The 16794-nt window shown below is 36.1% G+C and carries 8 protein-coding genes; 4 read left to right on the top strand and 4 right to left on the bottom strand.

The genetic code is table 11. The annotated features are described in order from the left end of the window. Positions 1–54: 54 nt before the first annotated feature. The 4 genes from FVQ77_01880 to FVQ77_01865 all read right to left on the bottom strand — a co-directional run bounded on the left by FVQ77_01880 (position 55) and on the right by FVQ77_01865 (position 12171). A complete protein-coding gene (locus tag FVQ77_01880; GenBank protein ID MBW8049092.1) occupies positions 55–2412 on the bottom strand; it encodes a T9SS type A sorting domain-containing protein in 2358 nt (785 codons plus the stop codon). A gap of 61 nt (positions 2413–2473) precedes the next feature. Next, positions 2474–3619, bottom strand: a complete 1146-nt coding sequence (locus FVQ77_01875; protein MBW8049091.1) for a hypothetical protein — start codon at positions 3617–3619, stop codon at positions 2474–2476. Positions 3620–3683: 64 nt separating this feature from the next. After that, positions 3684–5423 carry a PKD domain-containing protein gene (locus FVQ77_01870; protein MBW8049090.1) on the bottom strand — a complete coding sequence of 580 codons (1740 nt, stop codon included), beginning with the start codon at positions 5421–5423 and terminating at the stop codon, positions 3684–3686. Between the two features lie 16 nt (positions 5424–5439). Continuing rightward, on the bottom strand, positions 5440–12171 hold the full coding sequence (locus tag FVQ77_01865) for a hypothetical protein (protein MBW8049089.1): 6732 nt from the start codon (positions 12169–12171) through the stop codon (positions 5440–5442). Positions 12172–12373: 202 nt separating this feature from the next. Between FVQ77_01865 and FVQ77_01860 the strand changes: the two genes are divergently transcribed. The 4 genes from FVQ77_01860 to FVQ77_01845 all read left to right on the top strand — a co-directional run bounded on the left by FVQ77_01860 (position 12374) and on the right by FVQ77_01845 (position 16600). Beyond that, entirely contained in the window at positions 12374–13477 is a 1104-nt protein-coding gene (locus tag FVQ77_01860) for an Mrp/NBP35 family ATP-binding protein (protein ID MBW8049088.1), read from the top strand. Then, a complete protein-coding gene (locus FVQ77_01855) occupies positions 13477–13746 on the top strand; it encodes a NifU family protein (GenBank protein ID MBW8049087.1) in 270 nt (89 codons plus the stop codon). Before FVQ77_01860 ends, FVQ77_01855 begins: the two co-directional genes overlap by 1 nt. 292 nt (positions 13747–14038) lie before the next feature. Beyond that, the gene (locus tag FVQ77_01850; GenBank protein ID MBW8049086.1) at positions 14039–16138 is read left to right on the top strand and encodes a T9SS type A sorting domain-containing protein; all 2100 of its coding nucleotides are present in this window, start codon (positions 14039–14041) and stop codon (positions 16136–16138) included. A 30-nt stretch (positions 16139–16168) separates the two neighbouring features. Beyond that, positions 16169–16600, top strand: a complete 432-nt coding sequence (locus FVQ77_01845) for a hypothetical protein (GenBank protein ID MBW8049085.1) — start codon at positions 16169–16171, stop codon at positions 16598–16600. The last annotated feature ends 194 nt before the right edge of the window (positions 16601–16794 follow it).

Here is a 16794-nt window from a genome sequence, read left to right as displayed (position 1 = left end):
AAAAAAGTCACTGACTAAACCAGCGACTTTTAAGAAAAATAGAAAGATATATATCTAATAAGCCATTATTAATAATTTTTCTGTAGTGACTATATGATTATTAATTACGATTTGATAAAAGTACAAACCATTCTTCAAAACACTGCCTTTGCTGATTTTAAGGCTGTTCATTTCATTTACAAGAGGATAGGTAAATAATTTTTTACCCATTATATTGAAAATAGTTAATTCCCCCTTTTGTCCTTCGGGTAATTGATAATCTATTTGAAAATTGCCGTCATTTGGATTGGGATAAACTTTTAACTCGGTAATGATTGATAAAAATTGTTGAATGCCTGTTATTTCCTGTACTTCTATACTTGCTGAATCAATGCAGCCCAATGAATCTGTAACCAAAACTATATAAGTACCGGCAAGTATGCTGTCTAAATCTTCTGTAGTATCGCCATTTGACCATGAAAAAGTATAAGGTTGAGTGCCTCCTGTTACTGTGAGATATATTACACCATCATTATTGCCTTGGTTGGCTGAATCAATAGTATATGTGATTGTAATGGAATCAGGTTCAATGATTGTGATAGTATCAAAAGCTATGCAGCCATTGCTATCATAAATTATTACAGTATGATTACTGGAACACAATGTGATTATAGTATCTGAAAAAGCTGTTGAATCATCCCAGGCAATCATATAAGGTGTTGTACCACCTGAATAAGAGACTATAGCCTCACCATCACATTCATTAAAGCAGCTTATATTGCTGATTTGAGCAATGCTTGCAGTTAAAGGTGTTGGCCCGGTGATTGTAACTGAACCTGTTACGCTGCACTCCAGCGAATCCGTTATAATTACGGTGTAGGTTCCTGCTGTTAAATCTCCTATTGAATCTGTTGTATCTCCATTAGACCAAAAATAAGTATAAGGCATGATACCTCCATTGGAGGTTACTATTGCATAGCCATTGCTGTCACCATTACAAATTACATTACTGCTGTTGATAATATTAATTGATAAAGAGGGATTGCCTAATTTTGCGATGAAACCTGACCAATCACTAGCAGTAACTTCTAAAGTGTCATCTCCAAAAACAGCAGTTCCTCCTGGAAAAAGAAAAGACCCAAAAATACCTGTAATATAAGCATTCCCCCTCTTATCTATATCAATTCCATATCCAGAATCAAAATATTCCCCACCTGCTTGTTTAACCCAAATATTATTGCCGGCTGAATTATATTTAACGACAAAAATATTACTAAATGTGGTATCAATTAATGTATCATTTCCAAAAGAAACTGTACCACCAAAATTGCCTGTAATATAAATATTACTTGAATCATCTGTGCTTATTCCATAACCTTCTACCCTTGCTGATACCCCTCCTTCTTTTTTCGCCCAGATTACATTGCCAAGTGTGTCGAATTTGAATAAAAATAAATTAGCATTTACACTGAAATTGGTTAACTGGATAGAGTCAAAATAAATAAAATCATCAAAATAACCTGTAATATAGATATTATTTGAGAGATCAATAGTTATATCTTTTACCTCTCCGGTATTCCCAGCACCAATGTAATTTCCAACACCCATTTTAGCCCAAATTTCATTACCGGAAGCATTATATTTTACTAAAAATAATAAATCATCAGTAACAAAAGCCGAAAGTGTATCTGGACCAAATATAAGTGTATCTTCAAAATAGCCTGTTATATAAATATTGTTATTGTCATCTACAGCGATTCCTACACTTTCATCATAGTATTTACCACCAAATTGTCTTACCCAAAGGACATTCCCAATTGAATCGTATTTTGCCACAAATACATCAGATGAATCTGAAATCAAAGTATCTGAGTTATCAAAAATAATGGTATCATTAAAAGAGCCGGTGATTATAATGTTACCTAATAAATCAACACTAATTGCGGATCCCTGATCCTGATATTTACCTCCGGCTTGTTTAACCAATAACATATTACCATCCGAATCATATTTAGCGATGAAAATATCAGCATTACCTTTACTTATTAAGGTATCGTCTTCAAATATTACAATACCACTATCAGTTCCAGAAATCCACCAATTAAAAAAACCTGTAATATAAATATTGTTTGATTCGTCTAAGGTAATTTCAAGTGCTTTATCAATGCCGGAACCTTCTGGTTGTTTTATCCAAATCAGATTTCCATGAGGATCATATTTTGCCAAGAATATATCAGCACTTCCTCCAATACCGTTACCGGTAACATAGCTATTACCACAATCATCTACTGCTATGCGAGGACCTTGAGGCCATAAACTAATAATATCTATTTTTTCTCCCCATTGCCATGTTTGAGCTATACAGAGATGGATAGAAAATAATATACAAAGGATAAAAATTAAGTATAGCTTGTTAAAAGTTTTCATTAGCATTAGGTTTTGTATACGAGTATATTATATCAAAATGTATATGAAAATTTTATAGCTTCTTAAATTATTCAATAATAATAAACTTCCTCATTGAAATATTACTCCCATTTACATGAAGCCCGTACCAATACATACCTGCCCTTAGATCAGACGCATTTATGATCAATTTCCCATAACCATTTTCATCAATACGGTACAATCTTAATTTTTTGTCCGAAATAATATCGTATATTATAATTTCAGCGTTTTGTACTTCTTGTGGTAAGTAGTATTCTATGGTTGAGTTGTTTTTAAACGGATTGGGTGAGATTTTTAATAGTGCCGCTGAAGATTGCACCTGAAAATTTAAACTATCGGTAAATGAAGTATCCACACACTGCCCCAGATAATCACCATGTTGTGCCAAATGAGCAGGAACAGCATTTGGGCTGATACAAATAGTATGCAGATTATCAGGATTGCCTGGTGGAATATGGCATATTAGTACTTTATTCAGTTTGTTACCGCAACGAACATCAACTACATTTACGGTTACTTCATCTGAAGAAGAACAACCGTTTGCGTCCGTTACTGTTACGGTATAGGCAGTAGTTACAGTAGGACAAACAGTAATGTCTTGTGTGGTTTCACCAGCGCTCCATGAGTAGCTGTAAGGAGGATCACCACCAGAAGCAACAGCAGAAAGAACGGCACATTCCTGAAGCGTATAGCCAATATATACGGTTTGGTCATCACCGGCATCAACTGTTGGTGCAGTAATAACTGTTACGATAACCGGTTCGGAATTTGCCAGGCAACCGCTGGCATCCAATACGCTAAAGTTACCTGAAGTATTAACTGTAATGGATTGTGTAGTATCACCGGTTGACCATAAATAGCTGTTAGCAGGGCTGGAAGTCAGGGTGATACTATCCGGTTCACAGAAAGTCGTTGGACCACTCACTATTATTTGAAGTGGTTCACCCAAAATTGTATTCATTACGGTATTGGTAATAACAGGATCATTAGAATCAAAATATATTGCTGCCTTATTTTCAATAACAGTACCCGGAGCAATGTTTGAAACTGGTTGAATACTAAATTTCACAAAACCGGTACTTCCTGCTAAATCCGCAACGCTGTCAGGCAGGTTGATATTATTGAAAATAAAGGTTAATATTCCCCGGGGCGTAAGGGTAAAAGCAGCAGGATGGTAACAATGCCAAAGCATATCAGGTTCGTTAAGTACGCAATGTAATATTAATATACAATCTTAATGAAAAAAATAATTGCTATTATTTTATTATTAACAATTTTTCTCTCCTAACAATATTATTATTAATTATGATTTGATAAAAGTACAAACCATTTTCCAAAACTTCATCTTTGCTGATTTTAAGGTTATCCGTTTCATTTACAAGAGGATAGGTAAATATTTTTTTTCCCATTATATCGAAAATAGTTAACTTCCCCTTTTTTCCTTTAGATAATTGATAATCTATTTTAAAATTGCCATTATTTGGATTGGGATATAATTTAAAATCATTAAATACCGACTCACTTATACCTAATGCATTTACTGTAACCGACCGCATAATAGTATCACTACCGCACACATTACCAGCAATCAATATTACTGTATATGTACCCGGATTTTGATAAATGTGAGCAGGGTTTTGAATTGTATCTGTATCTCCATCATCAAAATCCCACAGCCAACTCGTTGCACCTGTTGATGAATCTGAAAAGCTAACTGATAATGAAGAATCTATATAACTGAATAATGAAATTGGTTTAAGACAAGATACAGTAACAGAATCACATATTGTAACCGTATCACATATACTTGTTGCTGTTAAGCATACATTATATATCTCTGCACTATCATAAGTATGGATAGGGTTTTGTTGTGTGCTCGTATCACCGTCTCCAAAAGCCCAGTACCAGCTTGTTGAATTAAACATTGAATCATAAAAGGAAACAGTTAATAATGAATCTGAAAAACTAAAACTAGCGGGAGTTACACATTCTCCTCCAATTGTTGTTTTATGAAACATACCTGGGCCAACAGCAAACCCCGTATCTTTATTCAAAAAGAAAACATCTTGCATTTCATTCCAAAATCCACCAGGAATGGATGTTTGAATATTCCAACTCGCCCCCCCATCTATAGTTTTTAGCATTGAAAACCATCCCATAATATAACCCGTTGTATCATTTATAAAAAACATTGCAGAATAATTTTCGAAAGAAGGAAGGGTGGATTGTAAATTCCAATTAATACCACCATCAATAGTTTTATAAACGTAAGTAATGAAACCATCAGAACTTCTCATATAATATCCTACACTATCAGAAGAAAAGAATACCTGTTGATAAGGATATCCATTAGCAGGAAGACCCCCGATATTAATATTTGACCAGCTATTACCTCCATCCATTGTTTTTAAAACAAAAGTATCTCCACATGAGAACCCCACAGTATCATTGAGAAAATATACAGAATAAAGATAATCATTAACCGTTGAATTCTGAGTAAACCAGTTGTTGCCGGCATCAGTAGTTTTTAATACAGTTCCACCACTACCTACAGCATAACCAATACTATCGCTTGGGAATGATACCGAATGTAGTTTTGCTGATGTTATCGTAGTATCCCAATTATTTCCAAAATCATTAGTTCTTGCAATCATTCCTTTTTGACCAAGCTGGAAAACTTTTATACCAACAGCAAAAGCAGTATTACTATTTGAAAAGGTTATTTGCTCAAATGTAGAAGAATCAACTGAATAAAATACAGTATCCCACGTTAACCCGTTATCTTTTGTTCTGATTATAATTGCTTTAACCCAGGTAGAAACACCCGAACCTGCTGCCATGCCATTATTATAGTCAACAAAATATACAGATTCGAGAACAGGTAGTGTATAAACACTATCAGGATAATAAATAGTCTGCCATTGAGCAAATGACTTTGAACAGATGTTAATTAATATAAAAATCAATATTTTAAAAATTAGCTTTTTCTTTGTCATTTTGTTTTTTGTTTAACTATTCAATGATAAAAAACTTCTTAAATGAAATAGGAACTCCGTCCACATAAAGCTCATACATATACATACCTGTATTAAAATCAGAGGCTTTTATGATCAATTTGCCGTAACCAGGTTCATCAATATAGTATGATTTTAATTTCATGCCAGAAATAATATCATAAACACGAATCTCTGCATTTTGTGTTTCTTCCGGCAGGCAATATTCTATAGTTGTAGTATGTTTAAAAGGGTTTGGATAAATTTTTAATAACATAGCTGAAAATTTTGCTTTAAAATTTGTAGTGTCTGTGAAAGTAGAATCTACACATTGCCCTAAATAATCGCCATGATTAGTGAGATGAGCAGGAACTGCATTTGAACTGATACATATCGTCTGCGGATTATCAGGATTGCCCGGTGGAATATGGCATATTAGTACTTTATTCAGGTTGTTACCGCAACGAACATCAATCACATTTACGGTTACCTCATCTGAAGAAAAACAACCGTTTGCGTCCGTTAATGTTACGGTATAGGTAGTAGTTATAGCAGGACAAACAGTAATGTCTTGTGTGGTTTCACCAGTGCTCCATGAGTAGCTGTAGGGAGGATCACCACCAGAAGCAACAGCAGAAAGTACAGCACATCCCTGAGGCGTATAACCAATATATACGGTTTGGTCATCACCGGCATCAACCATTGGCGCTGTAATAACTGTTACTGTAACTGGTTCGGAATTTGCCAGGCAACCGCTGGCATCCGATACGCTAAAGTTACCTGAAGTATTAACTGTAATGGATTGCGTAGTGTCTCCGTTTGTCCATAAAAAGCTATTGGCAGTGCTTGAGGTTAAAGTTACACTATCGCCTGCACAGAAAGTTGTTGGGCCATTTGCAGTTATTTGAAGCGGTTCACCCAAAATCGTATTCATTACGGTATTGGTAATAACGGGGTCATTGGAATCAAAATAAATGGCTGCTTTATTATCAATAACAGTACCCGGAGCAATGTTTGAAACGGGTTGAATGCTAAACTTTACAAAACCGACACTTCCTGCTAAATCAGCAGCGCTGTCAGGCAGGTTGATATTATTGAAAATAAAGGTTAAAATTCCCTGGGGTGTAAGGGTAAAAGCAGCAGGATGGCTGGTATGAAGCAGATTGAAAGTGAAAATATCTAAAACTGCAGGGTTTAAGGTATCAACAATAACCACATTATGTGCGAGGTCAGTGCCTACATTCTGAAAATTGACCTGGTAAATAAGTACATCGGTTTTAAGTATAGTGTGGCAAATACCCACACCTTGCGGGCTTACCAACATTTTATCATTGGGGTCAAAAGGGCCATTATATATTATAGTATCCACGTCTAAATTATCACAGCCTCCATCCAATGGTGTGAATTCTGCTGATGCAGTTAATGTATCTGGTATGATAATACAAGATGGTATTTGCGAAGATATCTCTGTTATTATAGTGAGATTGTTACCAACTATATTTTGATCAAATGAAGTATCACATAAAGAAGTCCATATAAGCTGTATGGGAGGCCCTATAATTACTGTATCAGGCGGTGGTACAGGCGGGTCTGATGAAATATAGCTAACCTGGGAAGGTAAGGTAACAGTAAGGGTACAGGGTGTGGTCATCGTTGTTCCAAAATTTTGATAAGTAACTTCATATTGTATTGGACCACAAAAAATACATAACGAGTCAACAGGATTCTCACAAGCAAAGTTTCCCACCAATTGTGATCCAATAATATCTACACACAAATCAGGTGAAATGGTATCACATACAACTTCCTCAACTGTGATCCCACAAGCATCAGGAATTGTCGATATTACAGTATAGAAACCAGAAGAATCAACGATCAGGGTTTGATTGGTGTCTCCCGGAAGAATGTTTCCATTCAAATACCATTGATTATTTGTAGGTGAATTAGATGTTAATACAACTGAATCACCTTCGCAAAAGATGGTTGGACCACTTGCCGTGATCGAACTTGGCGGCTCTGTTATGGTTATAGAGTCAATTGCAATACAACCGTTCGAATCAGAAATAATTGCTGTATATATCCCTGCACTTAAATTGGTGGGAGCTACAGGAGGCGGGATATTGTTAAACTCAACTAAATCAATTGGTGGTGTTCCACCAAAGGTATCAATACCAATTACAGATCCATCTGAAGCTCCGTTACAACTTATATTATATCCGTTTGGATATACAAAGGCAATCATATTAAACGAGAATTCACCCGTTACATTTATTATTACACTATCAGTTCCAATACAACCATTCGTGTCAGTTACTAATAAAATGTACTCAGTTGTATCATTTGGTGAAGCAGTTGGATTTGGTATATTTGGATCATTTAATCCAGTTGTTGGCAACCAGCTATAGGTCAAAGTAGTATCAACAATTTGCGGTCCAATTACAACACTATCACCAAAGCAAATATTTGAATCGGTTCCTGCATTGACCGGTAGTGAAACAAATGTTACTAACAAGGTATCAGCGTTTATACAGCCTGTGCTTTGATCTGTAACAATAAGAATAACCTTCCCTCCTAATCCTCCCCAAATTACATCAATACTGGTAATATTTGTGGTATCGTCAGGAATACCACCATTTACTGACCAATCGTAGGTAAATCCCAGGTCATTAGTAGAATAAATACCAACCAAACCTTCACAAACAACTGATGGTCCTGCAATGATTGGTGAGTCAGGTATTTTTATTTCTAAAGTTTGTGAGAGGGTCAAAATACTGTCAATAGTAATTGTTACAATATATGTACCTGTATCAACGTAAATATGTGTAGGATGCTCAACCGTATCAGTATTACCATCACCAAAATCCCAGAAAAATGAATTTCCACAACTCATGTTATGGAATTCTACTGTACCACAGTTAGTAATAAAGAATTGAAAATCAGCAGCCCTACTTGGTAATGCATCAATCATATTTGGAAGTCCCCTATATGATCCACCAGTTAAATTTATTCCATTATAGTTAAATCCACAAGCATTAGGATCGTTAATAGAATTAAGATTATTTGGATAATTGATCACAGAAAGTTTTGGTTCACCCCACCTTGTCATATATATTTTTCCATCAGGTCCCAATTGTAGTGAATTTGTAAATCCATTACCTGTACCAATAACATTAATTATTGGAAATAGGTTAAAATTAATAAATGATAGATCAATTTGGACAACATGCGATGTAGATGGATCGCCTGTAGCTTTTTGTAAATAAAGCAATTTGGAATTGGGGCTAAAACTGGCACTATACGGATAACCTGAAAACACTTTAATATTAGTAAATATGCCAGTGGCTTTATCAAAATCATAAAGAGAACATCCTCCACCAGAAAAACTTGGCATTGCTACCATTCTACCATTGGGTGCTACGTCTATTTGACCAGCCCAGGCCTGCTGGCTTGTGATAGGTACAGAGAACGAATTACTTACTACTGGTAATTGTAATCCAGAAGAAGTTAACAGATAAGTTAACAATTTATTACGGAAAGGGTCTTCTGCGCCATGAACGATTATCCAATAATCTGTTCCATTACAATGTGGTATAGCTGCAAGATGCTCTGTTGTTTTAGGATTTACTCCGGGTGCAGAAATATTTAAATTGTTTGTATCTATGTCACCAAGCCCTCCTCTTAATGTCATATCAATTATTGTATAACTTAATCCAAAATTCTTAGTTCCAATATCTGATACAGTGAATATATAAAATTGATTAGTATCTCCGGGATTTGGCACAATTAATGCACCTTGCGCAGCTGAAGTAGTAGAATAAAGACCTCCAGCAATAGGTGAATTTATACTACCATTTAATGTTCCACCAGGCATAGTATCATGATTTATATCATAAACCTTTCTTCCGTCAGTATAAAATAATAGAGTTCCATTTGAATCACTAATAGCTGCACATGCTTCATTTGTAAATAGAGCACCATTTACTGAAACTGCTTTCCCACTACTAAAATTAAGACCAGTAAAAAAACCAAAATACCAATTTCCCTGTGTACTTGCTATTGGATTACAAGAATCTACAAAAACTAAACTGGGTTCAAAATTAGTAATAATTGTACCGAGAGAATCTGTAACCGTAAGACTAACTCCCCAAGCCCCTACTGTGTCATAGGTAATCGTATGTGGTCCAGGGCCATTTGTAGTATATGGGTTTCCTCCAAAAAAAGTCCATTCATAACTTACGGCAGTATTAGGTTGTGCAGAATTAAATGTAGCAGTTTCTCCTATACATTTTTGGCTTGTAGAACCATTGATAGTAGCATAAAAACCTGGGGGTAAACATTCAACACCTACGCTTACTAAATTGTCAAAAGAAGCTAATGTTTTTCTAACAGTTGATAGTATGGCGTGCATCCTCTCTCTTTGACCAACAGTAAGCGTAGTTTTACAGGCATCATCAGTATAATCCAAATGATTTTCAAATTGGTCTGGTAGGTCAAGGGGAGTTTCGGAGCATGTATTGGGGGTATCTATTGGGCAGCCATAGGTCTCTAAACTATCAGGAGGTGTATCACATACCCTATCACCAAAATCAAGACAATTACTCGAATCAGTACCAGAACACCCAGCGTTAAAAACGTGAAGTAAATTTAAATAATGACCTGTCTCATGCACCAATACCTTGCCCTGGTCATGAAAAGGGCGGAGATTGTAATTATTACCAACAGGGGTATTATCACCAAAAACATCGTTCCTTATTACTACACCATCAAGGGGAGCAGAAAAAGGGGGCACTGAATATCCCAATATAGTACCAGTTAAATTTTGGTCATTAATAGAGCTAACTACCCATATATTAAAATATTCTACCTGGGGGTAGCCTATTAATGCCAATTGTGTCAATTCTGATTCTATTATTTGATGGTTTGTTAATGAAGATGCCGTTCTGGTAATACCGGGTCTGCCAACCCAATTTGTGTCTCCGTTAGGTTTTATCGTGGCAAAACAAAATTTTATATGCATGCTATCTGCAGGTGGAGGAGCGCCAGAGGCATTGCTAAAAGCAGCGTTTAATGCATCAATTTGTGATTCTATTTGTGCGTCTGTAATATTACTTGTTCCATCTTGTGGTATTGAATCAGCAGGGGCATGTATAATATGTACAACTACAGGTATTATAAATTCAGTGCAGCTATCAGGGTTAAGCTTACATTTTTCAATGAAGTCTTTGATGATTAATTCTTGTTGGTTAAGCTGATCCTGAAGAAAAGGATCTTTTTGTAATTGTTGATCTAACAGCTCATCAAAAACACAATAAATAACATTCTCTATCTCTTGACTATATTTAATCGTTGCATAATCAAAATTATTTCCATTGAAGCTAAAACCTGTAATATATACATTGCCATCATCATCTAAAGCAATATCATTAGCCACATCATTTCCTTTAACTTGTCCGCTAAACGTTTGTACCCATACTTCATTACCGATGCTGTCATATTTAATGGTTGCATAATCAGACACTGTCTCTACAAAAAATCCAAGGTCTATTGTGTCTGATGCTATGCCTCCTGTTACATATACATTCCCATCTTTATCAACCGTAATAGCATTCGCTCTATCAAAACCATCAATTGGTCCGCTAAAACTTGCTACCCATTGTTCTGTGCCATTTGTGTCGTATTTGATGGTTGTATAATCAAAATTGCCAATAAAAAGTATTTGATTGGCATTAATAAAGCTGCTGCCTGTTACAAATATATTCCCATGAGCATCTATTGCAATTGCATTTGCCTGATCCTGTCCATTTCCAGGCCCGTTAAATTGGCTTATCCATTGTTGTATGCCTGATGTACTGTATTTTATAGTTGTATAGTCCAGCCCTGATCCGTTTTCTGTACTGGAACCGGTTATATATACATTATTATTTGCATCCAATACTATCCCCTTTGTTTCGCTATCACCTGTTCCGGTACCATCATATCGCTGTTCCCAGAGTTGTATGCCGTTTGCATCATATTTTATTGTTGAATATTCTCTTTCAATACCAATCCCTCTGCTTTTTCCCGTTATATATACATTACCCAAATTATCCACTGCCAGGGCATTTGCTCTATCAATTTCATTGCCCGGGCCATTAAAAAATGCCGCCCATTGCTGTACGCCATTAGAATTATATTTAATGGTAGTATAATCATCATTAGTACCTATACCTCTACTAAAGCCGGTTACATATACATTGCCGGCACTATCAAGCGTAATAGCCCTTGGTTCATCTCTATCGCTTGCCGGCCCATCAAAACGAATAATCCATTGAACATTCCCTAATGAATCATATTTTATAGTAGCCCAGTCTTCTCTGGTTGCAAGACCTCCGTAACTATTCCCGGTTACATACACATTACAATCATGATCAGCTACGATCGAAGTTGCCTGATCTGAACCACTGGCAGGGCCGTCATATATTTTCGCCCATAATAAATTTCCGTTCTTATCATATTTGAGCGTGCCAAAATCTTCGCCAGTAGCTAAATTTGTAGTTGTGCCGGTAACATAAACATTACCGTTAACATCTATTGCAGTAGCAATATTAAGAATAGAATCCGGCCCGCTAAAAGTTTCAACCCATTCTTCTGTAACAATGGGTTGAGCTTTGCCTGAACTGATAAACAGCGTAATTAAGAAAGCTGAAAGCAGTAACTTATGTATTTTGCAATGAAGTTTTCTTTTGGGGTCGTCAGCTGTAGTATTTTTCATAATTTATAATATTTGAGTAACAATACTTGAAAATCTAGCGTTTTTGCTAACAATTTGAAGAGAATAGAAAAAAGTGCATAGAAAACAAACTGCAAGTTATAAATAATTAATTTGAAAAAACAAATTTTATAGAATATTTTTTTAAAAATAAGTTTTGAATAAAACTTTTAAATAGTTAACTTTGTCAGTTATTATTTTAAATATGGATATTAAACAGCAAGACATACTAAAAGCCTTAAGCAAGGTAGAAGAACCCGACCTGAAGCAAGACCTTGTTACGCTTGATATGATCAAAGATATTAAAATTGAGGGTAAGAAGGTAAGCTTTACCATATTATTAACCACTCCTGCCTGTCCTTTAAAAGAGCTGCTTAAAAGCTCTTGTATTGAAGCTATTAAAGAAACGGTAGATAAGGATTTGGATATAACGGTTAATTTTACTTCTGAAGTAACATCGGTAAGATCAGATGAGGGGCCGGTATTGCCAAAAGTAAAAAACATTGTTGCAGTTGCATCCGGTAAGGGCGGGGTAGGGAAGTCTACCATTACTGCGAACCTTGCAGTGGCATTGGCAATATCCGGGGCTAAAGTGGGATTGATTGATGCAGATATTTTTGGCCCCTCTATACCTGGAATGTTTAATGTTGAAGATAAAAAACCGGGCATAACAGCAGTAAATGGCAAAAACATGATCACACCCATTGAACAATATGGCGTAAAATTGATCTCCATAGGATTTTTAGCCCCTTCGGATAATGCTGTTGTGTGGCGGGGCCCTATGGCAAGTTCGGCATTAAAGCAATTTATCTCTGATAGCAATTGGGGTGGGTTGGATTACTTATTTATTGATCTGCCTCCCGGTACAAGCGATATTCATTTAACTTTGGTCCAGACAGTGCCTCTCACAGGCGCTATTATTGTCACCACCCCGCAAAAAGTTGCCCTTGATGATGCTCAAAAAGCAATAGCTATGTTTCAGATGCCACAGATTAATGTTCCGGTATTGGGAATTGTAGAGAATATGTCTTATTTTACACCGCTGGAATTGCCGGATAATAAATATTATATTTTCGGAAAAGATGGTGGTAAGGATCTGGCAAAGAGAAATAATATTCCTTTGTTAGGCTGTATTCCTTTAGTTCAAAATATAAGAGAATCTGGTGATAATGGCCATCCTGCAATATTGGATGGCAAAGATCATGATAATACCGGGGATACTGTAAATTCCGGGGTATTTACAGCGCTTGCTGAATCTGTTGCACAGCAGATCGCAATAAAGAACGCTTTAATAATGGAAGATGTATAATGAATACCGAAAAGACTATATCAGATAAAGATTTAATGAATAGGATAGAAAACGCACTTGAATCTATCAGGGATTACCTCGAAATTGATGGTGGAGATGTAAAGTTAGTAGAGGTAACAAAAGATATGGTAGCAAAAGTAGAGCTTCTTGGCAACTGCAGCTCGTGCTCTATATCAGAAATTACCATGAAAGCAGGTATAGAAGAAACCATAAAACAGGCAGTGCCGGAGATAAAAGCAGTTGTAGCTATTAATGATCACAGTTCTTAAATGAAGATTGAGTCCACTCTAAAAAGTCTTTTTTGCCACAAAAGCACCAAAACACAAAATTCCACCAAAAATTAACTGATTGATTTTCAGTCCCGCACATGCGGGATGAGATTTGGTGTTTTGGTGTTTTAGTGGCATTTTTATTTTTTGGACTTATTAGAGTGGACTCAAGATTTAAATGTTTAATCCTTCATTTCGGCTACTGTCGGCTTGCAGACAAATATTTATATATTTTTAGTTGTTTTCCTAATCTTTATTAACTTGCAAAAAAATTAAATAAACTAAACACACAATGAGAACAAAAACTTTTCTTATCGTTTTATTTATGCTTGCAGCAACATATTTATTTGCTCAGCATAAAATGCTAAAGTCCAGCCCAGGCATTGTTGTAAAAGGAGAGGGTAAAAAAGATAAAGTAATTAAAAGAACCTGCGGTACGATGGCTTACTTAGAGCAGCAAAAAACCTCAGACCCTGTTGGATTTGAAAAGAGGATGAATTTGATTGAAACACAGGTGCAGAAATGGAAGAAAAACCATCCAAATTCAAAAACAAATAACGTAGTTATAACAATTCCTGTAGTTGTTCACGTAGTTTGGGAAACCGCAACTCAAAACATCTCAGATGCTCAGGTAATTTCACAAATTGATGTTTTAAATGAAGATTACAGAAGACTGAATGCAGATTCTACGCTTACCCCATCCGGATTCGTTGGTGTTGCTGCTGATTGTGACATAGAATTTTGCCTTGCCCTCCGGGATCCATCAGGCAATCCTACAAATGGAATTACCAGAACCCAGACCACGGTTAATTCATGGACCAATGATGACATTAAATATACAGCCCAGTTAGGCGCAGATGCCTGGCCCAAAAATGATTATCTCAATATCTGGGTGGGTAATTTAGGGGGAAGTTTATTAGGATATGCTACATTCCCTAATTCCGGACCTGCTGCTGAGGATGGAGTTGTATGTGGCTATAATTATTTCGGGAGGGTCGGTACGCTTTCCCCGCCATTTAACAAAGGAAGAACCGCTACACATGAAATTGGCCACTGGTTTGCCTTATATCATACCTTTGATGGAGGATGTGTAGGAACCGCTTCAACAAACTGTTTCTCAATGGGTGACAGAGTATGCGACACCCCCCCAACCTCTTCGTTTAATTGGGGCTGCCCCCCTGGCACTCAAAATACCTGCACCGAAACCCCTGTTGACCAGAATGATATGACATCAAATTTTATGGACTATACCGATGACGCTTGTATGAATATATTTACTCAGGGGCAGAAAACAAGAATGATGGGTACGTTAAATGGACCCAGGGCAAGTATCAAAACTTCTCAAGGTTGTATACCTCCTTCTTTACCGCTTTTAGATGCTGGCATCATTAGTATCCTTACACCTGATGGAACCGGTTGTGCAGATTCAATTAATCCGGTTGTAACACTTAAGAATTTTGCCTCTGACACACTTACATCCGTAACGATAAACTACCAAATAGATGCTGATCCGGTAAACACGTACTCATGGACGGGTAATTTAGCTACTAATGGTACTGTCAATATCAACCTGCCTGCAATCCCTATTTCGCTTGGAGGACATATCTTTAAGGCTTATACTACCAATCCCAATGGAGGTACAGATACAATCACTTTTAATGATGCACATATACACCATATCAATTGTATAATAACACAAATTAATGATGATATATGTAATGCCGACTCGTTACTTTTTAATATTGCTGATAGTAGTGACAATACCAATGCAACGGCTGCTCCAGGCGAAATCCCAGGATCGTGCTGGGAAGATAACCTGGTAAATAATAGTGTATGGTTTAGTTTTATAGCCACAGCTACCGGAAACATTACAGCAACTACTATTGCCGGTAGCATGACAAATTCTCAGCTAACGTTGTATGTTTCAGCGGATAATACATGCTCAGGTCTGCTCACTCCATTTACATGCAATGAAGATATTGATACCGCTGCCGGTAACTATATGTCTGAAATTGCTTTTACAGGTTTGACGCCTGGTCAAATTTACTTCCTTCAGGTTGATGGTTTTAATGGGGATCAAGGGAGTTTTAGTATTCTATTGAAAGATCAGGTAAGTAGTAGTATTTCTGAATGGAATAACCAAAACACTGTTAACATTTATCCTAATCCTGTAAATGGCTTTGTAAACATCGGCTTTAATTTCGAGGTAAATGGCCTCCTTAAATTATCGCTGATTGATATATTAGGACAAATTGCTTATTCTCAGGAATATAAGCAAATAAAAAATAATAATTTTACTTTGGATTTGAATAATCTCAATAATGGAATTTATTTTCTCAAAATTGATGATGGGGAAAGAATTGTCGTTAAGAAAATTATTATCAATAAGTAAATTGTTGCTACAAATTGTTTGATGTATATTATGAAAAAATATTTTAAAATAGCTGTAATTTTTGTACTCACGCTGGGATGTTTGGGAAATAGCGATTATGCCTCTGCGAATGAGCAGGTAAGTAACGCCCAAATTTATAAGAAACTCCTGGAGATTGATAAAGGAGTGAATGAGATGGAAACGAGGATGACTCGCATTGAAAAGAGGATGACTCGCATTGAAACGAGAATGACTGGTATTGAACAGAAATTGACAGTGTTAGAAAACACATTGAAATTGGAAGTTAAACGGTTAGACCAGGGAGTTGGTACTTTAAATACAACTTTTTGGTCTGTATTTGGGTTTATAGGTGGATTATTGGCTGCGATCATTGGTTTTAATATCTACCTGAGTGGCAAAATGGGAAGATACCAGGGCATTAAAGAAATAGGAGAGGAGAGGAAAAGAAAGAAAACAGGTTAACGCAGAAAAAAATAAAAGAACTTGAAATAAAGCTGCAAAAAGTAATGAAATATGTTCCTAAAGCGGCGCTATAATGTTGCTGCTTTTTGTGTATTTTAACGCAACAGAATTGTTTGATTTGATGTATATTATGAAAAAATATTTTAAAATAGCTGTAATTTTTGTACTCACGCTGGGATGTTTGGGAAATAGCG

Source organism: Cytophagales bacterium, from assembly GCA_019456305.1.
In the GTDB taxonomy this organism is placed as follows: Bacteria; Bacteroidota; Bacteroidia; order Cytophagales; family VRUD01; genus VRUD01.
Note: the sequence above shows the minus strand (reverse complement) of the source record. Positions and strands in the feature narration are given on the sequence as shown.

Coding starts and splice junctions, on each gene's coding strand:
- FVQ77_01880 (MBW8049092.1), bottom strand. CDS start 2,412: ATGCTAATGAAAACTTTTAACAAGCTATACTTAATTTTTATCCTTTGT.
- FVQ77_01875 (MBW8049091.1), bottom strand. CDS start 3,619: ATGCTTTGGCATTGTTACCATCCTGCTGCTTTTACCCTTACGCCCCGG.
- FVQ77_01870 (MBW8049090.1), bottom strand. CDS start 5,423: ATGACAAAGAAAAAGCTAATTTTTAAAATATTGATTTTTATATTAATT.
- FVQ77_01865 (MBW8049089.1), bottom strand. CDS start 12,171: ATGAAAAATACTACAGCTGACGACCCCAAAAGAAAACTTCATTGCAAA.
- FVQ77_01860 (MBW8049088.1), top strand. CDS start 12,374: ATGGATATTAAACAGCAAGACATACTAAAAGCCTTAAGCAAGGTAGAA.
- FVQ77_01855 (MBW8049087.1), top strand. CDS start 13,477: ATGAATACCGAAAAGACTATATCAGATAAAGATTTAATGAATAGGATA.
- FVQ77_01850 (MBW8049086.1), top strand. CDS start 14,039: ATGAGAACAAAAACTTTTCTTATCGTTTTATTTATGCTTGCAGCAACA.
- FVQ77_01845 (MBW8049085.1), top strand. CDS start 16,169: ATGAAAAAATATTTTAAAATAGCTGTAATTTTTGTACTCACGCTGGGA.